We start from the raw sequence: 23,747 nt of genomic DNA, 5'->3' as shown, positions 1-23,747 counted from the left end.
CACTTGGCGCATCGTGGCTGCCCGGTCCGGTCGCGTGAAGTGACCCGGCGGGTGTTTCCGCAGGCAGCACACGGCTCGGGCTGTGGCCGCCCGCAGTTCCAGCAGTACCAGTCCTGGCCGCGGCGCTGGAGCGTTCGTATCTGCCTGCCGCATGCGGCGCAGCACGGCGGCGAGACCGTCTGTGCCCCGGCCTCACGCAGGGCGATGAGCAGGTCGCCGACGGCCCTGGGTGCCGGCGAGCGACCGTCGTTCAGCACGTGAGGATGCTTAGTGAGGTGTGCCGCGAGGAGACGTGACTTCGAGCGTCCGCCCGCGACGCTGGCGACCACGGCACGGATCCGGTCCGGCTCCAGCTGATGTTCGATGGCCGCGACCAGGTCCGCGATGAGCCCGATCGGGTCGGAGACGGCCCGCTCGGGGTGCCCGGGTGCGGTCACGGCCGCTCGATACCGCTGATGCGGGCTCGCTTAGGTCGCAGGTCACCGACGCCCGCCTCGGCACCGACAGCCTTCTTTGTTCGGGTAGCGGTTTCGGCACCAGCCGCGGCGGTCGGCTCGATGAGTTCGTCCATGGTGCAGTTGAGGATGTCGAGCAGGGCCATGAGGATCTTCAGGCTCAGCCGCTCGGGGCGCTCGACGACGAGCCGGTAGACCTGGCTGGACGACAGGGAGATGCCCCGCTTGTCCAGTAGCGGGATGAGGTCGGTGGTGGAGAACAGCCCTCGGTCGGCCATGACCTTCCGCAAGTGCCAGTGGTAGTCGAGCTTCGCGGCCATCAGCGGTCCTTGTTTGCGGGGAACGGGGCAAGCGCGGGCGCAAGTGCCCTGTGGAGCATGGTGTTCATGAAGTCGTCGCTGACGTGGGTGTAAATAGCGGTGGAGCTGTCATTCTCGTGACCGACTTGCTGCTGCAGAAACCGCCGGTCAACCCCGTCCTCCGTGAGGTGGGTGACGTAAGAATGGCGAGCGGAGTGGACCGTCAGCGCCTTCGGGAGCTTCAGCGCGTCGCGGTAGGCGACGAACCGGGCGTTGATCTCGGCCGGCTTGACCCGGCCGCCCCGCTCGGTCACCCACAAGGCCGGGTGATCCTCGCAGCCGAACCGCGGCCGTACGTTCTCCACGTAGTCGGCGACCGCATCCACCGCCCAGTCCATCACCGACAACACGTTCCGACGACGCGGCGGCTGCCCCTTCTTCGCTTTGCCGTAGCGGACGTTAAGTGTGCCGTACCGGCCGAACTGCGGAGCCTTCGCGTTCCGCCCGAAGTCCACCACATCCAGCTTCGACGCCTCGGTCCGGCGAAGCCCCCATCCGTAGATGACCTTGAAGAGGGTGGCGTCGCGGTAGGCGGCGAGGGCTCCCTTGCGTTTGGCTCGGACTGCCCGTTCGACCTGGTCGTCGGCGTAGTCGAGGAGGCGCTGGATCTCCTCGCGGGTGAACGGCCTCGCCTCGGGACGCCCCTCGTAGTCGTTGAGGTGGGCGATGGTGTTCCACTCGTGGCAGATGGCCACCGGGTGAGTGCCGAAGGCGTCCTCGCAAGCCACCGACCACCCGTAACGGCCGTCGATCAAGAACTCGCTGAACAGCCGCAGGCTGCCCTGATAGCTGCGGATCGTGGACGGCGCAAGGTGCTTCTCGCTGGTCAGCCACAGTGACCACTCGTCCACATGGCCAGGAGTCCAAGACCACGGGTACTCGTTGGTGTACTCCAGAAACCGGCGTACGAGTCGTTCCCGGGCGGTGACGGTGTCCTCGCGGAGCCCGCGAGCGGCTTGTTGGGCCCTCCAGCCCCGCACCATCGCTTCGACCATCGCGTCCTGCGGACGCAGCTGGGCCACCCCGGACACCAGTTCCAGGTGAGCTGCCCCCGCCAGGTCAGGGCGTCGCTGTAGACCCACTTTCACCCTCCCCTTCAGAGGGCAAATCCTGCATCAGATGGGATCTGATCGCCAAATTCCCAGCTCAAGCAGCTAAGTTGCAGGAGGGTGGAGTCCTCGTCAGGCCCCGCCCTGACCTCGCGACCTGCAATTTCTCGCCCGCCTGATGCAATTCCTGAGAGTTCTGGTAGATGTCCCGCGTGATCCGGGTGTCGCTGTGCCCGAGGGTGTCCGACACGATCTTCACGTCGATGCCGGCGGCGAGCATGAGCGTGGCCGCGCCGTGGCGGAGGTCGTGCAGCCGGATCGGCGGGAGGCCGGAGGCCGCGACGAGCCGCTCGAAGAGATCGGTGACCTTCCCCGGGTGCAGCCAGGAGCCGTCTTCCTGGGTGAAGACGAGGCCGGTCTCGACCCAAGCCGTTCCCCATTCCTCGCGGTCCGCCTCCTGCTGCTTGCGGTGCCGTTCAAGGACGCCGACGGTGTCGTCGTCCAAGGCCACGACTCGGAAGCCGCTGTCGGTCTTCGGCTCGGATGCCTCGACTTCCCACCCGTCCTGGACGAGCTGGCCGGTGACGGTGAGGGAGTGCCGGTCGAGGTTGGTCTCGGACCAGGGCTGGCCGCATGCCTCACCGCGACGCAGGCCGCGAAAGGCGATCAGGTGCCACATGGCGTACAGCCGGTCATCGGCCACGAAGTCGAGGAAGGCGCCGGTCTGCTCCGGCGTCCAGACCATGACGGGGGAGGGCTTCTCGTCGGTCTGCTCCCACCGGGCGACTCGCTCGTCCGTCCACACCAGGGCCTTCGGTTTACGGACGGGGTCGATCTCGACGTGGGCCGCCGGGTTGAACGTGATGACCCGCTGGCCGATCGCGTCGTTCAGGGCAGCGCGGAGCGTGGCCTTGATGTGCTGGCGCGTGGAGGGTCCCGTGACGCGGCGGAAGGGCGGCATGGCGTCGATGGCCGCCTTCATGGCCTTGCGGCGGGCCCGGTTCTCCGCGCCCTTCCAGGGCACGGCCGCCAACTCCTCCACTGCCGCATGCCGCTGGGCGTTCTGCTCCAGGATCTCGGCGTTGGCGTCGGTGATGGCGGTGAGCATCTCGCTGAGATGGCTCACGCGCAACCGGTCGAGCCGCCGGTGCCCCAGGTGGGGCTTGAGGTGCACGCGGATGTCGGTCTCGTAGCGGCTGATGCCCGACTTCCGGATGCGCTTGCCCGCGAGCCAACGGTCCAGCCACTCGCCCACGGTGAGGCTGCCGACGAGGTCCTGGCCGGCGTTGAGGCGCCGCCTCGTCTCCTCCACGTCGGGGAGGGGCAGCTTGTCGCGGCTGACCTCGGACAGCATCTCGGCGATCAGCTGGGTGCCTTCGGGGTCGTCCGACTCGGCGAGCCCGAGGAGGGCGCGAACGTGGTCGAGGTCGGCCTGGGCCGCCTTGAGGCTGGCGTACCCGCCGCGGGCGAAGGAGCGTCGGCTGCCGTCCTCGCGGGGCGGCAGTTCCTGGCGTATGGAGTAGGTGCAGTGGTTCCTGCTGTTGCGCTTCGGGCAGGAAGAGCCGAGTTCCTTGCCGGTCTTCGGGTCGCGGCAGGAGCAGCGGCGGTAGGTGGAGCCCTTCAAAGGCTTTCCTCCGGGGTGGTGTCGGTATCAGCTTCGGGCAAGTCAACGTCGCCCAGGGCGGACGGCAGATGGGGCGGGGTGGCCCCGTCCTCGCGGAGGTCGCGGCGCAGGTAGCGGAGCCTGTACTTGGCGGAGATGGCCTGGTCGGCGTACTTGGCCTGCTGGCGTTCGGCCTCTTCCTTCTCGGCGCGGCTGGTGGCCGTCTTGGCCGCGAACCGGGCCTGTTCTTCCTCTTCGAGCGCGGCGAGAGCGGTACGGACGAGGCTGGCGTGAAGTTCGAAGTCGGGGACCAGGCCCGCGTCGTAGCCGGGCACGTCCTCCTCGCCGGTGAAGCGCCGTAGGGCGTCCCAGGTGGGCACGAGGTGCTGGAACGGCAGTTCCTGGGTCTTCTCGACGTAGCCGACCGGGAAGATCAGGCAGACCGGGTACGTCTCCAGGGCGGCGGCCAGGACCATCACGTCCACGAGGGGAAGGTTGGCCCGGCGGCCGGACTCCATGTTGGCGATCACGTTGCGCGGGATGGCAAACCCGAGCTCCTCGCACCGGTCGGCCAGATCCTGCGCGCTCCATCCCATCTCCTTCCTTCTGCGCCGCACTTCGCCGGCGACGTTGGCCTTGATGCGGTCCGCCCACTCAGGGACGTCGTCCTCGTCACTTCCATCATCGAAACCGTGTTGTGTCATGAAGACACATTAGCTTCGTCATCCTGGTTTGTAGACGCCTGGAGCCGGATGCGATGACCGCGTTCGCCGAGGGCTGCATGGGAAGGGGCGCGCTGCATGCGCGACGACACGAAAGCCGAGCACTCGAAGGGCTCGAAGGGGATGAGTCGGGAAGAGCTGCTCGCCCTGCCTGTGGCCGTTGACCTGGATACAGGTAACCGCGCGCTGGGCCTCGGTCGGAGCAAGGGCTATGAGCTGGCGAAGCGGGGCGAGTACCCGTGCAAGGTACTGCGGCTGGGCAACGCCTACCGGGTGGTGACCGCGGATCTGCTGGAGTTGCTGGGTCTGGCGGCGTGAAAGGGCGGCAGCGTAGCAGGCATTTCTGCGCTGAGCTGACACAGAATCGCTGGACTGTTGCCGGAGCCGGACGTACTGTCCGTGTTCCCGCGGGGAACCGAGCGAGTGTCCCGACTCGGGACACAGCGCGTGTTCAGTCTCTGAACGCAGCGAGCCTCCGGCGAGGCAACGCCGGAGGCTCGGGAATCCCCGTCGCCCGCATCCAACGAACGATCCGCGCCGCTGGGCCTGCATGCCCGGCGCCGCAGAAGAGGAGCCACCTGGTGCAACTTGAGCACCCCGCGCCCTATTCCGCCCCCGCACCTGCTGCTTGCCCGTCGGTCGCGGTACCGGGCAAGCCCGACCAGGGCGAACCCGAGCCGACTGCGCCTGTCGAGACTCCGGCACCGGATCCGGAGCCGACCGTCGGCTCGGCGCTGCTGGACGAACTACGTGCGCAGATAGCGAAGTTCGTGATCCTGCCCTCGCCGGAGGCGCTAGATGCGGTGACGCTGTGGGTGGCGGCGACGCATCTGCAGCCGGCCTGGCAGCACGCGCCGCGGCTGGCGGTGGTGGGGCCGGCGAAGCGGTGCGGTAAGTCGCGGCTGCTGGACGTACTGACCGAGACAGTCCACGAGCCGATGCTCACCATCAACACCACACCGGCTGCGGTGTTCCGGTCGATCACCGAGGAGCCGCCCACGCTCCTGGTGGACGAGGCGGACACCATCTTCGGCACGCCGAAGATGGCGGAGAAGAACGAGGAGATGCGCGGCCTGCTCAACGCCGGCCACCAGCGCAACCGCTACGTCACACGGGTGGTCGGCAACGACCACACCCCGCACCGGTTCGCCACCTTCGCCATGGCCGCCCTCGCCGGGATCGGTGACCTGCCCGACACGATCATGGACCGGTCGGTGGTCATCCGTATGCGCCGCCGGGCGGAGGGCGAGCGCGTCAAGCCCTTCCGCTCCCGCCGCGACACTCCGGCCCTGCACGACGTACGCGACCGGATCGCCGCCTGGGCCCGCCCGCTGCTGGACGAAGCGGCGGACCTGGAGCCGGAGATGCCGGTGGAGGACCGGGCCGCCGACACCTGGGAGCCACTGGTCATCGTCGCCGACCTCGCCGCCGGGCCCTGGCCCCGTCGCGCCCGCGAGGCGTGCGCGCGGATGGTCACTTCAGAGGTCGAGGTCGAGGAGGAGCAGCCCGGCGGGGCACGGATCCTCGCCGACATCCGCCGGATCTTCTTCGCCCAACGGGAGGTCGACAGCCTCTCCACGGAGGAGCTGCTGCACCATCTGCTGCAGAACACCGAGAGCCCGTGGGCGGAATGGGGACGCCACGGGCTGACGTCCCGCAACCTGTCGGACATGCTGCGGCCGTTCGACATCAGGCCAGGCAACGTCCGCCTCGCCGACGGAACCCAGCGCAAGGGCTACATGCGCAACAAGTTCCTCGATGCCTGGCGGCGCTACTGCCCCACTGTCCACCCCGTGGACGCCGAGCCTGTCGCCCCCGCCGCAGACTGAGCCCCGCACCCCCGGTGGGCGTCCCTGCCGTCCCTGCCGTGATCCCGCAGGTCAAACGGCATGCAGGCAAGACGGCAACCGGGGACAAGACGGCAACTCGATCATCGTGATCGCTGCTGCCGTGAGGACGCCGCCCGGATCCGTCTTGTGCCGTCCCACGCGTCCTCGCCGTATCACCGCAGGTCAAAGCTCCGCCGGTCAGGACGGCACCACGTAGCAGTGCCGTCCTGACCGGCAGGGGCACGCCGAGAAGCGCTCGGCCGATCGCCCGCCGTCAGGCCGCCTCCGCGCACGCGGGAAGAGCCCGAACGCCGCCGGTACGGCACATCCACGCCCCTGCCGTACCGGCCCTGACCTGCGCTTGCAACGGCCAAGACGGCAAGACGGATCACACCGCCAAACCCCAGGAGCACCCCGCTTGACCCTCCCCACCCCCACCCCCACCCCCACACCCACCCGTCGGGGGCACCACCCCGACGGAGGACGGCTGTCGATGACCAAGCAGGACATCGAGCGGTACACGCTCAGTGCGGCCGGAGTCGTCATCGTCGCCCTCACCATCAGCGGATTCTGGCTGTCGTACGCACACCTCGCCGAGGTCGCCGGACAGCACGGGCTGCGCAGCTCTCCCACCCGCCGCTGGGCCTGGCCGGCGACCCTGGACGCCTTCATCGTCGCGGGCGAACTGCTCATGCTCCGCGCGGGCCTGCGCCGGGTGACCGACAGGTGGGCGATCGCCCTGACAGCCACCGGATCGGTCGGCTCCATCGCGCTCAACGTTGCCGGAGTCAACGGCACCGGCAGCGCGGGCACCGTGCCACTGCTCGACTACGTGGTCGCCGCGGTCCCCCCGACCGCAGCCCTGCTGGCCTTCGGCGTCCTGATGCGGCAGATCCACCAGGTCGTCGACCAGCCCGCGGGCCATCCGGAACCCGCGCAGGTCCAGGCGCCGGAACCACCGGTCACCGCACCCACCACGCTCGCCGAGCCAGCGGCCGAGCCCGCCCAGCCCATGCCGCCGACCGCCGTGCCCGTACAGCCGACGGAACCACCGTCCGGGATTGCGGAGAGCAGGCCGCGCGGTGGCCGTCCGCCCGGCGCCACGCTTGAGGAACTCGTGGAGATCGGCCGGATTGCCCTCGCCGAGCACGGCACGCTCACCCGGTCACTGCTCCGAAAGGCCGTCAAGGCCAAGGGGCTGACGATCAGCAGTGAGCGGCAGACCGACGTGATGACCGCCCTCCGGCCCGAGATCGAAGCCGCCGCCGAGACCGGTCCGGACAGCGGCTGACCGGAATCCCTACGGGGTGACCGGAACTCTTCCGGTCACCCCGGCCAGTCGGCCACCCGTCTCACTCGCCGCCCGCTTATCCACATCTGTGGACGACGCGGTGACCGCCCCCACTCGGCTGCCCCCTCCTGCGGAACTGCCCGCCTTCCCCACCTCTCCTGGAGCACCGCCCGTGACGCACGACCCGCACCGCCCCAAAGACACTCACGACGTGCCGATACCGCTGACGAAGTCCCCTACGCTGATGAACCGTCTGCGGCGTGCGTTCGGACGGGTGGCCCCTGGCGGAGCCAGTAGTACCCCGAGTCCGACTCAGGGCCGGACTCCGGGGGTCTCCGCCCCGGGGGTGGCGGAGACGGTCCAGCGCCAGGGGGCGCCCGGCCAGGAGGTCGGGACCGAGGGCGGCCCCGACCCGGACGAGCTCCACGCCGTCCAGCAGCAGATCCTCCGCCCCGCACCCGCCGCCGAGCCGACGGCCGGCGAGCAAGCGATGCAGAGCGTCCAGCCGACGATCCGCCGTTTCACCGGCACCAAGCGGACCGTACGCGTCGGCCCGCTGCGGTTCACCGGCGACGAGCACGCCGACCTCCAGGAGGCTGCCGCCGAGCACGGCTACAAGGGTGAATCCGGCTTCGCCGCCGACATCGTCCTCGCCTTCGTATCCGGTCGGTTCACTGCCAACCTGCCGCTGTCCGAGGACCGCCGCCGCATCCACATGTTCCGCGCCCAGGTGCTGCGCGAGCTCAACCGCATCGGCGTCAACGTCAACCAGATCGCCCGCGCCCTCAACAGCGACCTCACCCCGCCCGACCTCCGCCGGCGCCTCAACGAGCTGCACGGCCTGCTGGAGCTGATCGCCGAGGTCCTGCGCGAACCGGCAGACTCTCCGAAGGACCAGGCCGCGTGATCGCCGCCATCAAACCGGCTGGGTCCAACACCCGTGGCCTGCTTGCCTACCTCTACGGCCCCGGCAGGCGCGACGAGCACACCGACCCGCACATCGTCGCCGGCTTCGCCATGCTCGGCATGCCCGACCCCGGCCGCGACCAGGACACCACCCTCACCCAACTCGCCCGCCACCTCGACGCGCCCGTTCAGCTTCGGAACAGCGAATTCGGCAGGCAGGTCACCGAGCACGTCTGGCACTGCCCTGTCCGCACGGCTCCCGAGGATCGCTACCTCTCCGACGCCGAGTGGGCCGAGATCGCCGAACGCATCGTCGAAGCCGCCGGCATCGCCCCGCATGAAGACGACCTGGCCTGCCGCTGGATCGCCGTACGCCACGCCGACGACCACATCCACATCCTCGCCACCACCGTCCGTGAAGACGGCCGCCGCCCAAAGCTCCACGACAGCGGCATCCGCGTCGGCGACGCCTGCCGCCAGATCGAGAAGGACTACGGCCTGCGCCAGCTGAAGAAGGGCGACCGCACTGCCGGACGCCGCCCCACCCAGGCCGAGATGCACAAGGCCCAGCGCCTCGGCTGGGAACAGACCAGCCGCGCATGGCTCCAGGACCGCATCCGCGCCGCCATCCCCCACGCCAGCAGCGCCGAGGAACTCCTCGCCTATCTCCAGGCCGACGGCATCGCGGTCAAAGCGCGCCGCGGACCGTCCGGAGACCTCCTCGGCTATGCCGTCGGCCGCCCCGGCGACCTCAACAAGGACGGCGAACAGATCTTCCACCCCGGCGGAAAGATCGCCCCCGACCTCACCCTCCCCAAGCTCAAGGCCCGCCTCGAATCCACCGCGCCGGAGGAACACCCCACCGCCCGCCGCGACCAACCTGCCACCCCCTGGCACCAGGCCACCGACGTCCTCGACACCCTCCACACCGGCATGACCGACGACACCCACGCCCAGGCCCACATCACCGCGCTCGGCGAACTCATCGAAGCCACCGCCCAGAAAGCCCCTGCCGACTTCCACGCCGAACTACGAGCAGCATCACGAGCGTTCGCCCGCGCCCAGCGCTCCCAGATCCGCGCCGAGAACCAGGCCGCCCACACCCTGCGCAAAGCGGCCCGCGACATCGCTCACACCGCCACCGGCCCCGACGGCAGCGCCCTGGCCGCCCTGCTCTCCGCCCTCGTCTGGGCCACGATCGTCGCCGCCCGCTGGCACGAGGCGAAGGGCCACGCACACCAGCTCGAAGCCGCCCGCCAGACCCTTTACCACCTCAGGGCTGCGGCCGACCACGCCCTCGTGCCAGTCCTCGGCAGCCTCGCTGTCCGTCAGCCGAGCGACCAGGCCCGCAGGACCCTCGCCCACGACGTCCGCGCCGCCATTCCCGACCACGCTGACCGCGTCCTCACCGACCCCGCCTGGCCGGCCCTTGCCACCGTCCTGGCCGACGCCGAGGCCGGCGGCCACAAACCCCACCAGCTCCTTAAGGAGGCCGCCGCCCAGCGCGAACTCACCACCGCCCGCCAACCCGCCCGCGTGCTGATCACCCGCATCCAGCACACCAGCCGCAACCCCGCACCCAACCCCCGCGCTGAAGCTGCCCGGCGACGCACCACCACGCGGGCATATGCGATTGGCCTCGGGGCGTACGCGACACAGCCCACCGCGACTCCTGTAACCGCGAATCCGATCAACCGTCCACGGCTGTAAGGAGGCTGGCCCCCCGAGGCCGGTACACAAACTTCTCCCGGCGGTCACGCATGAGCTTCTCCTGCCATCTCGTCTCAGAAACCGCAAGATCGTGGACCAAGACCGTTCTCCTCCACGGCCGCGTGGTACGCCGTTACTACGCTGCCCGTCATGCGCGAAGTCGAATACCGAAGCAGCGGAGTTCCGTTGGAGGAATACGCACTCACCCGCAGGGACCACCGCCGTCAGAAGCAGAGCGAGGAGACCAGCGAGTCGGTTCGGCTTCAGGTCGAGGAGGACAACGCCAAATGCCGGGCAGACCCGGCGAGGGCAGAGCGCCGCCGCCAGGCGTTCGAGGAAGTCGCCAAACTGATGCAGTCCTTTAAAAAGGCCGACCACGAGATCATGCGATGGCGTGTCCGGCTGTATTGCGGCCACATCATCGAGATTGAGGCGCACTACACGTACACCGACCCCGTCTCCGCTGGGGCATACAGCAAGCGATGCCCTGAGTGCGGGGAAGACCAGCAAACGATCGTGGCCTTCGAACCCATTGGACTGCGCGCCGAGCCACCGGAACCAACAGAACCCACGCCTCCGCCGCCCCCAAAGAAGCCGACACGAGCCGAGCTCGAACGACGCGTTAAGGCCCTGGAAGAGGAGAACGAACGTCTTCGCGCGAAGCTCACCGGTTGAAGTGGACCCGTTCCGAGATCAACTGGTTCGTGGCGACCCATGGCGCTCTTCGCCATATCCCAGGACAGCGATACGGGCATGGCCCCTGGTCCCCATGGCCAGTCAGGAGATGAGGGCCGCGTCCAGGTACTCCTGTACCGGCTCGAACAGCCCGTACGGCACGTACTGCGGGATCTCGCCGTGGGCGACCCAAGCCAGTTCGGCCAGCTCCTCGGTGTCCGCGACGTGCGCCGTACCGCCCAACACTTCGCAAGCGGTGTACGACATCAGCCGACCCGTCTTCGGGTGGACGCGCTCGCCGAGCAGCTTCACGGCCGTCACAGTCAGCCCGGTCTCCTCCCGGGTCTCCCGCACGGCGGCGTCCTCGCGGGCCTCGCCGGGCTCGACCTCTCCGGCCGGGAACTGCCAGGAGAGCTGTCCCTCGCTGACCCGGCGGCGCACCATCAGCACACGCCCCTCGTTCACGACGATGGCAGCGGCGATGCCCGGCCGCTCGTCCGTGTTCTGCTGCGTCACGTCTGCTCCTCCAGGACGGCCAGGATGGGTGGAAAGATCGTATCGACGGGGATGAAACGGGGCACCGAGTTTCTGGGGACCCACATGACGTCGATGTTCTCGACTGCGTCGCTGTTGGTGGCCTCGCCGGCCAGGTACTCGCACAGGAAGTACTCGCACAGCACACCGGTCACCGGGTGGAGCCGGTTCCCGAGCTGCTGTCGGACCGCGCAGTGAATACCCGTCTCGTCCAAAGTCTCCCGCACGGTGGTGATCTCCGCCTTGCCACCTGGCTTGATGACCCCCGCCGGGAACTGCCACCTGATTCCGGCAGCGTCGTCATCCCGCCGACACACCAGCAGGACATCGCTGTCGCGGACGACCACCGCGATGGCCACCCGCAGCGCCTGCGCACCCGGCGGGGTCGAGTCCGCCGGGGCCCGTTCCTTCGCCAGCAGGAGCGCGAAGCGCTGTCGCGCAGCCTCAGGGGCCTGCTCATGGGCCGTGTCAAGGAGCTGCTGCATCTCTCTGCGGGGCACGACGGACGCGTCGGAGTGCCAGGCGGCCACGGTCCTCACGGCGATACCCAAGTGCGCGGCGAATTGTTCGTTGCCGAGCCGTAGGGCGGACTGCAGTAGGCAGGCGTAACGGCCGCTCCAGCGCTCGATCACGTCCACAAGACTGCCCCCCTCGTCGCCGCTCCGGTGCAGGAACCCGCGCGCCGAAAGTGCACTCCCACTGCACCGGCACTTCATGGTCGCGCGAGAAGAGCCCCGGAAGAATCGGAGTCACCAGGGGCCAAGGAATCACCCGCCGAGGGCTCAGTCCCTGGGAGGCGCGTAAGGAGCGCGAAAGCGCCAGACGACCACAAGGAGATTCTAGGTGCGTACCCCCAGCGGATAGCAGAGACAGGGAAGTTGGCCGAATCGGGCCTCTCGATCGGCTGGTCTGCGGCACCTTGGTTGGCGTTCGTCCGTCCAGGGCGTTGCCCGCATGCCCGAACCGCCCTGCCAGCGCCGGTAACCTCAGCAGATGACGGCTGATTATCCGTCATGTTCGGTTCCTAGCAAGGCGAAAGGGAGTCAATGGCCGAGGTTCAGGCACACACTGTCGAGCGCACGCTCGTCCTGCTCAAGCCCGATGCGCTGGCGCGTGGCCTGGCAGGAAGGATCATCGCTCGATTCGAGGACGCCGCACTGAAGATCGTCGGCACCAAGATGAGGTGGATGGACGAGGAGTTCACCCGCCGGCACTACTTCGACCTGGAGGAGCGGCTGGGGTCGGAGGTCTACAACCTCACGGCGACGTTCATGCAGCAGGGGCCGGTCATCGCCCTGGTGCTGGAGGGCTTCGACGCCATCGCCACGGTGCGCAAGATCGTCGGCAGCACCTACCCGAACCAGGCCCCGGCCGGCACCGTGCGGGGGGACTTCTCGCACTACAGTGCCGCGGCCAGCATCGCCTCGGGCAAGGCAGTCGCGAACCTCGTGCACGCCTCCGGCAACGCGGAGGAGGCCAAGCAGGAGGTGGAGCTGTGGTTCGACAAGGACGAGCTGCAGGACTACAAGACGCTGGCCGAGATCTACACGTACTAGCAGCGGGTCACGGCGTCACCGCGGGGACGCCGGAGCGTTGATCACCACTGGGGCACGACCGTCTGATCCGAGAGGGCACCATGACCAACCCGACCCGCCTGGCCTCCACCGACGAACTGGAGTCGATCTTCCAGCGCGAGCTGGCGACCGACCGGTGGGCGGCCACCGAGACCGCGTACGCCCTGGCAGTGCGCCACCGCGACCTGGGCGACTGGCGCGCGTCGCGTGAGTGGGCCCAGCAGTGCCTGCGTCTGCTGGAGGGCTTCCCCAGCGAGACGGAGGAGCAGGTCGCCACCGGCCGCACGTCGGTGGGAGGCGTCCAGCTGCCGACCTACCTGCACTCGGGAGTCGTCCAGGAGCGCTTCGGCACCCTCGACTGACACCCACAAATCCACGTGGGTGATGCGGCTGGCACCCGCATCGGCCGCATCACCCCGCGCTCGATCACCAATCCCCATAGCGATCGCCCAACCGGACAGGCCCCCGCACGGCAGGGTCCGGCTGGCTTCGCCATGCCTGAAACGAGGAGGCAGCAGCCCCGTGGCCGTCGAGATCGAAATGCGTGCCCGCTTCGCCAAGGAGGTCCACGACCAGCTCGTCACCCGCCTGAAGGCGGACGGGGAGGATCTGGGCCCCGATGACAAGCACATCTACTTCTACGTGCTCTCCGACCAGCTCCTGAAGGTCACCGACAACACCGCTGCCGGCACTGCCAAGATCACCCTCAAGGGGAGCAAGATCGGGCAGGGCGCCGCCTTCGCGGAGACCGAGTTCGCCATCGCCCCCGCCGACGTTCCTGCCGCGGTGAAGGTGTTCAACGCCCTCGGGTTCGAGACAGCGATGCACGAGGCGTTCAACTTCCGTCACAACTTCCGCTTCGACGGCGTCGAGATCGCGGTCAAGTGGAGTGAGGCGTGGGGCTACCACGCCGAGTTCGAGGTCCTGCTGGAGGACCGCGCCTCGGACGCCGCCCGCGCCGAGGCGGAGGCCAGGATCACGGACATCGCCATGCGGCTGGGCGTGACCCTGATGACGGAGCAGGAGCTGGCCGAGTTCACCGCAGCCTTCGAGGCCGCCGAGAAGGCGCGCAAGGAGCGCGAGCAGCAGGCCGCGCCGATCCGGTAAGGGACATCACCGCGGAGACCACCAAGGGGGTGGGCACGAATGAGCACGACCCCGTTGACCGCAAGTCTGATCGACCTGGCTGCCCGAGGGCAGCTTCCGCTCCACCAGCACATGGACCACGCCACCATCGCGTGGATCAGTGACAACAGGCCCAGCCTCCCACCGACGCCACAGCCGGCCTTGCGCCCGCAGTCGAAGGAGCTGCTCGCGCAGGGCGGGCTGCCCACCCGATGGTGGGCCGACCCCCGCCTGCACACCTCGCTCCACGGCGTCAGGCACGCCATGAGGGCGGCGGCGCTCGCCGCCGTCCTCGCCGAGGCGAACGGCTTGGACGACGGCGACACCGCCACGGCGATCCTCGCCGCCGCCATCCACGACTGCCAGCGGCGCCATGACAAGGATGACCACGGACACGGCGCCCGCGCGGCCCTCTGGCTCGCCGCGAACGCCGACACCGTCTGGGGCCACTTCGGCCTCACCGCCACTCCACGGCGGATCGTGCAGGCGGCCACCGCCGTCCGCCTGCATGACGTCCCGTACGAGGCGTTCACCGCGGACGACAGGATCGACCACGCCCGGGCCGAGCGCATCACCGACGTGGTCAAGGCCGCCGATGCCCTGGACCGCTACCGCCTGCCGAAGCTGAAGTGGTGGCCGGACGCCCGGTACGTCCGCGAGCCCGCCTTCGACCAACTGCGCGGCCTCGCCTTCGACCTGGTCCTGGTCTCAGAGCGTGCCCACCTCGCCGGGGCCAGCGGCACCGAGGCCGTCCGCTACGCGCTCGCCGAAAAGGGCCTGGTCTGACGATGGACTTCCTCGACGCGTACCACCTGTGGGCCGATGCCCACGCCTTCTTCGACTCCACCCTCATCCCCAGCCCCGCCGACCACACCGACCCGCTCGCCACCCAGGCCGCGGGCTGGAACCGACGGCTCGCCGAGGACACCCCGAACGGCCACCTGCTGCGGCGGAACGCCCTCTTCGAGGCACTGAGCGGAAACGGCAAGCTGCACCTGCTGCACGTCACCCATGCCCTGGAGGAGATCAGCCAGCAGGGAGTGCTCTACCCGTCGGGCGGCTGCCTCGTCGGAAGCATCTACTGCGCGCCGCTCACCGCGACCGACCGGGGCTTCCGCATGCACAACCTCGGCGCCTACGTCCTGACCAAGGAAGCGCCGACCTTCCTGGCCAAGCTCGGCGTCACCGACCGAGTCCCCACCCCGCTGATCTTCGAGATCGACACCCCGCCGCAGGCGTATCGCGGTCTCGCCGGCGTGGACTACCTGCGGCTGGGCCTCATCCACCTGCAGATCTACAGCCACCTCGAATACCTGCTGAGCAAGAGCGAACGGCACCAGCTGCGCGAGTCCGTCGTCAGCCGGGTCAAGAACTCGGCCGCGTTCCTCGCCACCGCTGCCGCTGTCGCCTACCAGGGCACCCGGGTCGACGCCGAGCCGTTCCTCAAGCTGCTCGACGAGACGATCCCCCGCCTGCCGATCCTGGGCTACCTGTACTTCGAAGCGGTCGCCGAGTACCTGATGCTCCACTCGGCGTCTCACCACACCCGACGCCTGGCCGAGCTCGGCGAGCTGAACAACTGGCTGTACAAGGAGATGCTGTTCGCCTCCTTCCCCGCCATGGCCGGCAAGTTCGACCTGGCGAGGTTCCGTCCCCGTCCGAAGCAGCTTGCCGCGCTCATCCACCGAGTGGATCCGACCATCGACACCAGCCACGCGAGTGCGTACCTGGTCGAGCGGATCAGCTACCTCGTCGCCGCCCGCCTCTTCGCGCCTGGCGACGCCCCCGAAGCCTGGCACCACACGCGCTGGGAGTTCGACTCCCTGGCCACCCAGCTCGGACCGCTGCTGGGCCACCTGATCCACCGGGAACTGCGCACCTTCGGCCGCTATCCGGACTTCTACTTCTACTTCGACCAGCACAAGGCGCTGCAAGCCTGGAACTACTGGAACCACATGGACATCGTTGCCCCGTTCAACGGCACGATGCCCAAGGGCGAGATCGGCATCAACCCGGCCTACCCCAACCTCGACTACCGCGCCTGGCGCGCCGAGCAAGACGATGCCGGCCACCTCCACCCGGCCGAGGAGCTCTCGCTGACCATCGCCCCGCGGCTGGTGGACATCAAGTACACCCTCATGCGCAACAACCAGTGGACCGCCCCCGCGCCCAGCGCCGCCTGATCACCGCCGCCACCATCCGCGGCCCACCTCACCCCGAGCAACCTCACACGCAGGAGATCCGTGATGAGTCCCTCCGGCATGCCCTCCGTCGACCTCCTCGGCGAGCAGATCGCCTCCGTCCTCGCCGACCCCGCCACCAGCCACGGCCTCGCCCGCGCCCTCCGGGCCGCCGCCAAGGAGATCGAGCTCCACCGCTACCACCACGCCAGCCGCCGCGCCTGGCCCAACGGCCGGATCGACGACAAGCCCGCCAAGGTCCAGATCGGCGGCGGGGCCCACCGCATCGACGGCTTCTTCAACATCGACCTCGTCCCGCCGGCCGACCTCCTCTGGGACATCCGCGAGGGCGTCCCTCTCCAGGACGCCAGCACCGACGAGATCTTCTCCGAGCACTTCCTGGAGCACATCGACTACCCGCGCTCGGCCAAGCACTACGTACGCGAAGCCCACCGCGTCCTCGTGCCGGGCGGCCGGATCATCACCGGCGTCCCCGACGCCGCCTTTGCCCTGAACCAGTACCCTGGCCCCCTGGATGCGTCCGACGAGATGATCGAACGCTGGTACGCCAAGCGCGACTGCCGTGGGCACATCAACACCTGCCTCGACCTCATCAACCTCGTCTTCCGGGACCAGGACGACGACCCCACGTACACCCCGCACTTGTGGGCCTACGACCACGAGAAGCTCATCCAGCTCTTCACTGAGGCTGGCTTCACCACCGTCGAGCCCTGGACCTTCGACCCCGCCATGGCCAACCCGAAGCGCCGCTGGGGCAGCGTCTACGTCGTCGCCACCAAGTAGCACCACCACCCCAGAGCTGCCCGCGAGTCCGGGCGCCCCTCCCCTACCGCCCGGGCTTGCGGGCCCAACTGCGCCACGACACCCCGGACCCGCCCGGCCACACCGCCGAGGGAGCCCCCGCATGAACCAGGTGCCACCGTCCATCAGTGAACTGACCCTCGCCGCCACCCCCAACGCCGTCGCCTGGGCCCGCCGCCACACCGTCGACGTCCTGCAGCGCTGGCGCTTCCCCGCCGAGGGCATCGAAGTCGCCAGACTCCTCGTCTCGGAGCTGGCCACCAACGCGATCCTCCACGCACGCCGGGCCGAGAGCTCTGGCTCCAGCGGCACGGGATCCGCCGGCCCCGGTGTGATCACCCTTAGGCTCTGGCCCACTGAGCATGGCGTAGTGCTCTTGGTCGGTGACGCCGACCCCAGACCACCGGTACTCCGCGCTGGCGGTCTCGGCGCAACCGGCGGCCGTGGGCTTCTCTTGACCCAGACCATGGCCAGCTGCTGGGGCTACTACCACCCTGGACACCATCCGGGGAAGATCGTCTGGGCACACGTGCCTACTCGGCCCAACGCCTCGCTCAATGAGCCAGGCGGCGCCAGCGGCCAGTTGGCGCCCCCGCTGCTGATCGGGCGAATCTTGACGGGGCTGCGGGAGTTATAACTCCACGGTTTCCCTCCAGGGGTTGCGGAGCGAACCAGAACGGCAGCCACCTGCTCAACTGCCACCGTGGGTTACCTCCGCGGGCGCGGAGCGAGCGAGAACCGGTAGGCGTACCGGCCGGGCGGCTACGGGTTACCTCCGCGAGTGCAGAGGGAACACCCTCCAGATCACGCCGGGCGCGGGTGAGGCCGGGTTACCTCCGCGATTGCGAAGCGAACCCGCAGACCACCGTGGAGCCCGCCGGCGGACCGGGGATACCTCGCGGGTGCGGAGCGAACGACGGCAACCATGACGAGCGACCTCGGAAGTACGGGCTACCTCCGCGGGCGCGGAGCGAAGGTGCGCGTACCGCCTGCTAGGTCGACGACGCTCGGGGTACCTCGGTGGTCGCGGAGCGGAGCCGCGGCCCACGTGATGCAGTTTCGCCGACGAGGTCGAGCCCGGAACACCTCCCCACGTACGGAACGAGCGTTCCTGTAACGCCTCCCGCCGCGATCATGTACGGGGCACCTCCGCAGGCGCGGAGCGAACGACCGGCATCTGTGGGACGCAATGCGCCAGGGCGGATGACCTCCGCGGGTGCGGAGCGAACTACGACATGCACGGCGCCGACTGCGTGGACAACGGGTGACCTCCGCGGGTGCGAAGCGAACTCCGAGCTCGAGCAGCTGACCCGCTGGGACGACGGGTGACCTCCGCGGGTGCGGAGCGAACTCCCCCGAGCGCACGAGCAGCAGCCGGGAGGAAGGGTGACCTCCGCGGGCGCGGAGCGAACCGGCCACGCGTCGGCGAGTCCAGCGCTGACCACGGGTGACCTCCGCGGGTGCGGAGCGAACCCGTTCACTGGCTACTGGAAGCCGGGCAAAAACGGGTGACCTCCGCGGGTGCGGAGCGAACAGGATGGAGAACGCGCCGGGCTCGGTGATGTCCGGGCGACCTCCGCGGGTGCGGAGCGCACCTCGGTTCGTACCGGACGCCGGTCTCCCACCCCGGGCGACCTCCGCGGGTGCGGAGCGCACACTTCGTGACCTGCAAGAACACGGCGGCTTTGCCATTCCTTGGTGTAGTGCAGGCGTTGAACGTCAGCGATCGCAGATAGCTGCCCTGCGCCAAGCGGTGGGTTGATTTCGCGCCACTCGGCGGAGGGGGTGGATTGCTGTGATCTCTGCTGACGCAGAGCGGGGTGTTTCGCGGCGATTTCTTCCCATGTGCCCGTGGCCTACCTCCGCTCGTCCGGAGCGTTCCACGGGGACTGTATCGGGTGGCTCTGACAGTTACTTCGAGTCTCCCGGTTCCGGTTGCGGTACTTCCATGGGCCCGCTTAACGTCGCTCTCCGCATGGGGTCAACGACGGAGTGTCAACCTGCGTTTGCCAGGTGTCCATGACGTTCCTAACCGCGTGAGGAGGGGGGGATCTTGCGTGCCTTCAATGTGGCTGAGCAGCCGTGCATCACGGCTGTGTTCCGCCGAGATGCAGATTCCAAAGAGTTAGCGTCCCTGGTCCCCGGGGCTGAGCCTGGTGGCCGCCGCGAGGTTGGTCTACGGAAGGTGCTGGCAGCCGCTCATCTCGTGGCGGATGTTGAGGTGACGAATCCGGCGGTGGAGTCGATGCTGCGGCGTCTGCTGACGGCGCTTGCGGTTCGCGCTGGTGGTCTCGATGTGCCGGACCTCGATGCGTGGGAGGACCGCTTCGACGCCCTACTGGTGGCGGGCCGGTTCGATGCGGATGCGGTGCACGCCTACTTCGACAAGTGGCGGCATCGGTTTGACCTTTACGACGGGCAGTGGCCGTTTCTGCAGGATCCGCGTCTGGCGACGGAGTGTTCGCGTCAGGCGCCGCCCGGGAAGCTGGTGATGCCGAGGCCGTCGGGGTCGAACCAGCCGTGGCTGGACCGGACGCCTCAGCAGGTGCCGGTGCCGTCCGGTGAGGCCCTGGGCTGGCTTCTTGCCTGGCGCGGCTACGGGCCGTCGGGCACTGGTGCCCAGCGCCAGCACGGCGGTGTGAACTCCAAGAACATGAAGGCCGGGCCGCTGCGTTCGCTGGTGTCCTTCCACCCGCTGGGCGAGAGTCTGTTCACCTCTCTGGTTCTGTCGTGCCCGCCACCGGCCGGAGGAGAGGATCCGGCGCAGGATCTCGCGCCGTGGGAGCGTGAGGAGCCGGAAGATCCGCTGCTGCCGTCTCCTGCCCGCGGCCCGGTCTCGCTCCTGATCGGACGGACTGCCCACCATGTGTTGCTGTCCCCGGACGAGACGGGGGCGGAGGCGAGTGGCTGTTGGGTCGCCTGGGGTACGAGGGCGGACCTTCCCCCGGCCCGGGATCCGTTCGTCATCGACCGTGCCAAGGGCGGACCTGTTCGCGCGAGCTGGCGTCGCTCCCTGCTGCGGGACTTCGACGCCTTCATCCACGCGAAGGACCCCGCCGCGGCGGGCACCAAGGGACAGATTCTCCCGGCATGGCTGTCAGTGTTCGCCGACCTTCCCGAGGAGGTGCTCGACGGGCTTGGGTCGGTGCGGGTGCGGGCGCTGGGCTGTCACCAGGAGAAGCAGGAGAAGGACGAGCACTGGTACGCCGTGACGACCCCCGCGAGCATCGCCGCGTTCCTCCCTCTCGGCACCCACAACGGGCCGCTCGCGTGGCCGACACCCGCAAAGCGGCGGAGGGTACGGCGGCCGACCTGGCCAAGGCGTTGCGCACTGCGTGGAAACACATGGCGCCCGGCGAGAAGACATGCCCATGGGCTGATGAGGCCACCGCAGCGTACTGGGACCGGGCCGAGTCGCTGTTCTGGCCGGCGATCAACAGGGATGACTCAGAGACGCCGCGGTTCCGCAGCCTCGCCCTGGAGATCTACGACGCCACCACCCGGTCGGCCGCGACCACCTCGCAAGGGCTGCACCCGGTGGCCCAGGCCCGTACCACGCTCACTCATCCCCGGATTTCTGGAAGGAGGGCAAAGGCCGCGTGACCACCGAGTCCCCGCCCACCCCATCGCTGAGGAAGAACCCGCTGGAGCCGTTCGAACGGTTCATGCGCACCGTTCGCACTGCATGCGCCACACCGGGCGGCCGGGCCGCCTTGCGTAACGGCCTGGCCGAGGAGCTGACCTCTCCGTGGCAGCTGTACATGCACCTGCTGCCTGCGGGAGGGATCCCGGCCTACGCGCCCAATCGCGAGGCCGAATTCCCCTATCTGCTGGTGGCCTGCCTGTATGCGGTCCACGACGCTCCCAACCCCCGCACGGCGAAGACGAACCCGCCATCCGCGGTTAAGCCGGCGGAGATGTGGCAGAACCTGGGCTGGTCCTACGCCCTTGCCGCCCGCGTGGGTGCGATGCGCCGGGAGAACGCCGCCGATGCGCTTTCGCACCTCGCCGAGCTCGGCAGCGACGATCTGCACCGGGAGCTTCCCGGTGCGATCTCGCTGCTGCGCTCGCAGCAGATCCCCGTGAAGTGGCCGGTGCTTCTGCGGGACCTGACCCGCTGGCCGAAGTGGGCGGATGACGTCCGCATCGAATGGGCCCGCGCCTTCCACGTCCCCACTAACCGCACCGCTGAGGAGACCGCACAATGACCAACTTCGGCCCGGGAAGCTTGTACGTCGATGTCCATCTGATCCAGTCGTACCCATACTCCAACCTGAACAGGGACCGGCAGGGGGCCCCGAAAACGGCGAAGTACGGCGGGGCAATGCGCGCGCGTCACTCCTCACAGAACGGCAAGCGGCACAACCGCACGGCCGTGGAGAAGGCCATCGGGGTCCGCGCGGTGCGTACTCGCGGTGTCCCGCACGCTGTTGCGAAGCGACTGACCGCCCGCGGCTGGCAGCCGGAACTCGCCCTGGCTGCTGGGCAGATGCTGATTCTGGCGGCCGGGGTGAAGGGTCTGGGCATCGCCGACTCCGGTGGCACCAACGCCCTGCTGTTCTTGCCGGAGAGCGCTCTGGACGAACTGGCGGAGCTCGCCGACGGCCACCGTGGCGACATCACCCAGGCTGTCTACGACATCGAGGCCGAGCAGGCGAAAGCGGCGAAGAAGAGCACCCGCAAGAAGGCGGACGCCGACCTGGAACCGGCCGCGGACGACGAGGAAGAGCCCGCCGTTGGTGAGGGCAGCGCGCTGGCCAGGTACGCGACCAAGATCCTGCCGAAGGCGGCGGTGCTCACGATCCTTCAGTCGAGGAACGCCTCGGTCGCCGCCTTTGGCCGCATGCTCGCCAACGAGGCCGGCTCCATCGTGGACGGCGCCGTGCAGATGGCGCACGGACTGAGCACCCACGCAGCCAGCACCCAGCTGGACTACTTCACTGCCGTCGACGACATCCTCGATGAGGAGGGTACCGAGCGTGGCGCCGGGCACATGGGGGACCAGCGCTACACCTCCGCCACCTTCTACCGCTACACCTCCATGAACGTCACCGAACTCGTGAGCAACCTCGACGGCGACACGCAGACCGCCCAGGCCGTGCTGGCGGAGTTCGTGCGCGCCTTCGTGACCACGGTGTTGCCCGCTAAAGCCTCCGGCACCGCCCCGTTCACCGTGCCGCACCTGACCTACATCGCACTGCGATCGGACCGCCCGGTCAGCCTGGTCGGCGCATACGAGACCCCGGTGCCCGACAGCATTGAGGGCTACCTGCCCCGCTCCATGCAGCGGCTGAACGACCACGCCAGGGCCCACCACCGGTTCCTGGGCACCGCGGGGCTGATCACTCACGCCCACAGCGGCCTGACCGACGATGCCTTCGACGCGCTGGGCGACCGTCTCGACGGCCTGGACGAGCTGATCGCCCGCGTGAGCGACACCGTCGCCAAGGGGCTGGCGTGAGCGGCGGCCTCCTGCTGCATCTGTCCGGGCCCCTGCAGTCCTGGGGCTCGGACGCGGACTTCGAAGTGCGCACCACCCACCGCTGGCCCACCCGCTCCGGCCTCGCAGGGCTTTTGGCCTGCTGCCTGGGCCGCCCACGCGACACCGACAACACCGACCTCGCCGAACTGTCGTACACGATCCGGGTGGACCGGCCGGGGCAACGGGAGATGGACTTTCACACCGTCGGCGGCGGCTACCCCCGTCACCTCACCCCGCCGACTGCCGACGGCAAGTTCCGCAAGCTGGGGGAGGGCACCATCCTCACCCAGCGCTGGTACCTGACGGACGCCGCCTTCACCATCGCCGTGACCGGCCCCGCACCCACGCTCGCCCGGTGCGCCGAGGCACTCCAGCGTCCCCGCTTTGCCCCGTATCTGGGGCGGCGCTCCTGTGTCCCGGACACCCCGATCCTGATCCTCGACGCTGTCACCGACCCGGTGGCCGAACTCGACCGCGTGCCGTTGCACCGCACCCCCGCGCGCTTCGGCCACCGCGATCCGGTGACCTTCCTCTACGACACCGCGCCCGAACCCGGAGCACCACCGGACACCGAAATCCGCGACCAGCCCGGCCCGCGCCGCCGCTTTGCCGACCGCCCCGTGTGGGAGCGGCAGCGCCAGCTCCCCGATGCGGAGGACGCCGGCCGCGGCACCGATTGGCTCACCGCACTGCTCGCCTACCGAGAGGCAGCCGCCGCATGACCACCTCCACGGCCTCCACCCAGACGGTGCACCTGGCCCGGCTCCACCTGCAGGCCCGAAGCCGCGACGTCCACCGTGACCTCAAGGACGCCTCCCGCCTGCACACCACCATCCAGGCCCTGTTCCCAGACGCCCTCGGGGCTGCGCCTAGGACGGCCACGAACACCCTCTACCGGATCGAGCGCGAGCAGACCGGCGCACAGCTGTTGATCCAGTCCACGCTGCCCATCAACCGCAACGCCCTTCCCTCCGGCTACACCAGCCAGGTCGAGTACCGCGATCTGACCCCGCTGCTGAACTGGGTGGCTGGGGGGCGCGTGGTGCGGTTCCGGATCGATGGCAACCCGATCAAGAGCGTGCCGGTGCCTGGTGGTGGGCGAGGCAGGCGCGTCCCCGTGTCCGGGGAGGAAGCGCTGGCCTGGTGGGAGCGCCAGGCTGCCCGGGCAGGTCTGACAAATGAACTCGTGCTGGACCTCCCGCAGCCCGACGTGCTCGGCTCGCGCAGTGAGGCCAAACGCATCCGGCTGCGGGCGATCCGCTTCGAGGGTGTCGCCACGGTCACCGACCCCGAAGCCCTGCGGGCCGCGATCATCACTGGTATCGGGCAGGGTCGCGCCTACGGCCTGGGCCTTCTGTCCATCGCCCCTTACCGCACCTGACCCTGCTGCTCCTCCCGGCCCCGGCAGCAGCCGGGGCCGCCCGCCTGCCC

Annotated in this window: 24 protein-coding genes and 1 pseudogene; 19 read left to right on the top strand and 6 right to left on the bottom strand. The window is 69.1% G+C overall.

Annotated features, from left to right (window positions below):
* Nucleotides 1-433: 433 nt before the first annotated feature.
* The 4 genes from D9753_RS15975 to D9753_RS15960 form a co-directional block, all read right to left on the bottom strand.
* Nucleotides 434-775: a helix-turn-helix domain-containing protein gene (locus D9753_RS15975; RefSeq protein ID WP_205614165.1), complete on the bottom strand. Its 342-nt coding sequence runs from the start codon at nt 773-775 to the stop codon at nt 434-436.
* Entirely contained in the window at nt 775-1,809 is a 1,035-nt protein-coding gene (locus D9753_RS15970) for a tyrosine-type recombinase/integrase (protein WP_163010711.1), read from the bottom strand. Before D9753_RS15970 ends, D9753_RS15975 begins: the two co-directional genes overlap by 1 nt.
* A 151-nt stretch (nt 1,810-1,960) precedes the next feature.
* A complete protein-coding gene (locus D9753_RS15965) occupies nt 1,961-3,487 on the bottom strand; it encodes a tyrosine-type recombinase/integrase (RefSeq protein WP_121787622.1) in 1,527 nt (508 codons plus the stop codon).
* Nucleotides 3,484-4,170 (bottom strand): helix-turn-helix domain-containing protein, encoded by a 687-nt coding sequence (locus D9753_RS15960; protein ID WP_121787621.1) that lies wholly within the window; start codon nt 4,168-4,170, stop codon nt 3,484-3,486. The genes D9753_RS15965 and D9753_RS15960 overlap by 4 nt, the downstream gene beginning before the upstream one ends.
* A gap of 141 nt (nt 4,171-4,311) precedes the next feature.
* On the opposite strand from D9753_RS15960, the gene D9753_RS15955 reads away from it, so the two are divergent.
* The 6 genes from D9753_RS15955 (at nt 4,312) to D9753_RS15930 (ending at nt 10,599) form a co-directional block, all read left to right on the top strand.
* Entirely contained in the window at nt 4,312-4,506 is a 195-nt protein-coding gene (locus D9753_RS15955; protein ID WP_109376431.1) for a hypothetical protein, read from the top strand.
* A 263-nt stretch (nt 4,507-4,769) separates the two neighbouring features.
* Nucleotides 4,770-6,017 (top strand): DUF3631 domain-containing protein, encoded by a 1,248-nt coding sequence (locus D9753_RS15950; RefSeq protein ID WP_121787619.1) that lies wholly within the window; start codon nt 4,770-4,772, stop codon nt 6,015-6,017.
* Between the two features lie 493 nt (nt 6,018-6,510).
* Nucleotides 6,511-7,308, top strand: a complete 798-nt coding sequence (locus tag D9753_RS15945; RefSeq protein ID WP_121787618.1) for a DUF2637 domain-containing protein — start codon at nt 6,511-6,513, stop codon at nt 7,306-7,308.
* A 346-nt stretch (nt 7,309-7,654) separates the two neighbouring features.
* Nucleotides 7,655-8,215: a MobC family plasmid mobilization relaxosome protein gene (locus D9753_RS15940; RefSeq protein WP_121787617.1), complete on the top strand. Its 561-nt coding sequence runs from the start codon at nt 7,655-7,657 to the stop codon at nt 8,213-8,215.
* Nucleotides 8,212-9,924 (top strand): relaxase/mobilization nuclease domain-containing protein, encoded by a 1,713-nt coding sequence (locus D9753_RS15935; protein ID WP_121787616.1) that lies wholly within the window; start codon nt 8,212-8,214, stop codon nt 9,922-9,924. The genes D9753_RS15940 and D9753_RS15935 overlap by 4 nt, the downstream gene beginning before the upstream one ends.
* A gap of 150 nt (nt 9,925-10,074) precedes the next feature.
* Nucleotides 10,075-10,599 (top strand): hypothetical protein, encoded by a 525-nt coding sequence (locus D9753_RS15930; protein WP_163010710.1) that lies wholly within the window; start codon nt 10,075-10,077, stop codon nt 10,597-10,599.
* A 102-nt stretch (nt 10,600-10,701) separates the two neighbouring features.
* Here the strand turns inward: D9753_RS15930 and D9753_RS15925 are convergent, their stop codons facing one another.
* Both D9753_RS15925 and D9753_RS15920 read right to left on the bottom strand, forming a co-directional pair.
* Complete coding sequence (locus tag D9753_RS15925) at nt 10,702-11,115, bottom strand: NUDIX hydrolase (protein ID WP_121787614.1); 414 nt, start codon at nt 11,113-11,115, stop codon at nt 10,702-10,704.
* Complete coding sequence (locus D9753_RS15920; protein WP_121787613.1) at nt 11,112-11,771, bottom strand: NUDIX hydrolase; 660 nt, start codon at nt 11,769-11,771, stop codon at nt 11,112-11,114. The genes D9753_RS15925 and D9753_RS15920 overlap by 4 nt, the downstream gene beginning before the upstream one ends.
* A 408-nt stretch (nt 11,772-12,179) precedes the next feature.
* Between D9753_RS15920 and D9753_RS15915 the strand changes: the two genes are divergently transcribed.
* The 13 genes and pseudogenes from D9753_RS15915 to cas6e all read left to right on the top strand — a co-directional run bounded on the left by D9753_RS15915 (nt 12,180) and on the right by cas6e (nt 23,697).
* Nucleotides 12,180-12,689 (top strand): nucleoside-diphosphate kinase, encoded by a 510-nt coding sequence (locus D9753_RS15915; RefSeq protein WP_121787612.1) that lies wholly within the window; start codon nt 12,180-12,182, stop codon nt 12,687-12,689.
* Between the two features lie 80 nt (nt 12,690-12,769).
* Nucleotides 12,770-13,069, top strand: coding sequence for a hypothetical protein (locus D9753_RS15910; protein WP_121787611.1), 300 nt, complete (start codon nt 12,770-12,772; stop codon nt 13,067-13,069).
* Between the two features lie 160 nt (nt 13,070-13,229).
* Nucleotides 13,230-13,814, top strand: a complete 585-nt coding sequence (locus D9753_RS15905; RefSeq protein WP_121787610.1) for a hypothetical protein — start codon at nt 13,230-13,232, stop codon at nt 13,812-13,814.
* 39 nt (nt 13,815-13,853) lie between these two features.
* Nucleotides 13,854-14,618 carry a hypothetical protein gene (locus D9753_RS15900; protein ID WP_121787609.1) on the top strand — a complete coding sequence of 255 codons (765 nt, stop codon included), beginning with the start codon at nt 13,854-13,856 and terminating at the stop codon, nt 14,616-14,618.
* Nucleotides 14,619-14,620: 2 nt separating this feature from the next.
* Entirely contained in the window at nt 14,621-16,015 is a 1,395-nt protein-coding gene (locus tag D9753_RS15895) for a hypothetical protein (protein ID WP_121787608.1), read from the top strand.
* Nucleotides 16,016-16,078: 63 nt separating this feature from the next.
* The gene (locus D9753_RS15890) at nt 16,079-16,816 is read left to right on the top strand and encodes a class I SAM-dependent methyltransferase (protein WP_121787607.1); all 738 of its coding nucleotides are present in this window, start codon (nt 16,079-16,081) and stop codon (nt 16,814-16,816) included.
* Nucleotides 16,817-16,937: 121 nt separating this feature from the next.
* Nucleotides 16,938-17,471 (top strand): ATP-binding protein, encoded by a 534-nt coding sequence (locus D9753_RS15885; RefSeq protein ID WP_121787606.1) that lies wholly within the window; start codon nt 16,938-16,940, stop codon nt 17,469-17,471.
* A 1,431-nt stretch (nt 17,472-18,902) separates the two neighbouring features.
* A pseudogene (casA, locus tag D9753_RS39350) lies at nt 18,903-20,051 on the top strand (type I-E CRISPR-associated protein Cse1/CasA); the annotation flags it as partial.
* Nucleotides 20,052-20,104: 53 nt separating this feature from the next.
* Nucleotides 20,105-20,437, top strand: a complete 333-nt coding sequence (locus D9753_RS37940) for a hypothetical protein (protein WP_240468176.1) — start codon at nt 20,105-20,107, stop codon at nt 20,435-20,437.
* A complete protein-coding gene (gene casB, locus D9753_RS15875) occupies nt 20,434-21,042 on the top strand; it encodes a type I-E CRISPR-associated protein Cse2/CasB (RefSeq protein WP_240468175.1) in 609 nt (202 codons plus the stop codon). The genes D9753_RS37940 and casB overlap by 4 nt, the downstream gene beginning before the upstream one ends.
* Nucleotides 21,039-22,295: a type I-E CRISPR-associated protein Cas7/Cse4/CasC gene (gene cas7e / locus D9753_RS15870; protein WP_121787603.1), complete on the top strand. Its 1,257-nt coding sequence runs from the start codon at nt 21,039-21,041 to the stop codon at nt 22,293-22,295. The genes casB and cas7e overlap by 4 nt, the downstream gene beginning before the upstream one ends.
* Nucleotides 22,292-23,038 carry a type I-E CRISPR-associated protein Cas5/CasD gene (gene cas5e / locus D9753_RS15865; RefSeq protein WP_121787602.1) on the top strand — a complete coding sequence of 249 codons (747 nt, stop codon included), beginning with the start codon at nt 22,292-22,294 and terminating at the stop codon, nt 23,036-23,038. The genes cas7e and cas5e overlap by 4 nt, the downstream gene beginning before the upstream one ends.
* Nucleotides 23,035-23,697 carry a type I-E CRISPR-associated protein Cas6/Cse3/CasE gene (cas6e, locus tag D9753_RS15860; RefSeq protein ID WP_121787601.1) on the top strand — a complete coding sequence of 221 codons (663 nt, stop codon included), beginning with the start codon at nt 23,035-23,037 and terminating at the stop codon, nt 23,695-23,697. Before cas5e ends, cas6e begins: the two co-directional genes overlap by 4 nt.
* The last annotated feature ends 50 nt before the right edge of the window (nt 23,698-23,747 follow it).

The sequence above is a fragment of the Streptomyces dangxiongensis genome (assembly GCF_003675325.1).
Lineage (GTDB): Bacteria > Actinomycetota > Actinomycetes > Streptomycetales > Streptomycetaceae > Streptomyces > Streptomyces dangxiongensis.
Note: the sequence above shows the minus strand (reverse complement) of the source record. Positions and strands in the feature narration are given on the sequence as shown.

What these genes read in the sequence shown, in the direction of transcription:
- D9753_RS15975 (WP_205614165.1), bottom strand. Translation starts at nt 775, where the DNA reads ATGGCCGCGAAGCTCGACTACCACTGGCACTTGCGGAAGGTCATGGCC.
- D9753_RS15970 (WP_163010711.1), bottom strand. Translation starts at nt 1,809, where the DNA reads ATGGTCGAAGCGATGGTGCGGGGCTGGAGGGCCCAACAAGCCGCTCGC.
- D9753_RS15960 (WP_121787621.1), bottom strand. Translation starts at nt 4,170, where the DNA reads ATGACACAACACGGTTTCGATGATGGAAGTGACGAGGACGACGTCCCT.
- D9753_RS15955 (WP_109376431.1), top strand. Translation starts at nt 4,312, where the DNA reads ATGAGTCGGGAAGAGCTGCTCGCCCTGCCTGTGGCCGTTGACCTGGAT.
- D9753_RS15945 (WP_121787618.1), top strand. Translation starts at nt 6,511, where the DNA reads ATGACCAAGCAGGACATCGAGCGGTACACGCTCAGTGCGGCCGGAGTC.
- D9753_RS15930 (WP_163010710.1), top strand. Translation starts at nt 10,075, where the DNA reads ATGCGCGAAGTCGAATACCGAAGCAGCGGAGTTCCGTTGGAGGAATAC.
- D9753_RS15915 (WP_121787612.1), top strand. Translation starts at nt 12,180, where the DNA reads ATGGCCGAGGTTCAGGCACACACTGTCGAGCGCACGCTCGTCCTGCTC.
- D9753_RS15910 (WP_121787611.1), top strand. Translation starts at nt 12,770, where the DNA reads ATGACCAACCCGACCCGCCTGGCCTCCACCGACGAACTGGAGTCGATC.
- D9753_RS15900 (WP_121787609.1), top strand. Translation starts at nt 13,854, where the DNA reads ATGAGCACGACCCCGTTGACCGCAAGTCTGATCGACCTGGCTGCCCGA.
- D9753_RS15895 (WP_121787608.1), top strand. Translation starts at nt 14,621, where the DNA reads ATGGACTTCCTCGACGCGTACCACCTGTGGGCCGATGCCCACGCCTTC.
- D9753_RS15890 (WP_121787607.1), top strand. Translation starts at nt 16,079, where the DNA reads ATGAGTCCCTCCGGCATGCCCTCCGTCGACCTCCTCGGCGAGCAGATC.
- D9753_RS15885 (WP_121787606.1), top strand. Translation starts at nt 16,938, where the DNA reads ATGAACCAGGTGCCACCGTCCATCAGTGAACTGACCCTCGCCGCCACC.
- cas7e (WP_121787603.1), top strand. Translation starts at nt 21,039, where the DNA reads ATGACCAACTTCGGCCCGGGAAGCTTGTACGTCGATGTCCATCTGATC.
- cas6e (WP_121787601.1), top strand. Translation starts at nt 23,035, where the DNA reads ATGACCACCTCCACGGCCTCCACCCAGACGGTGCACCTGGCCCGGCTC.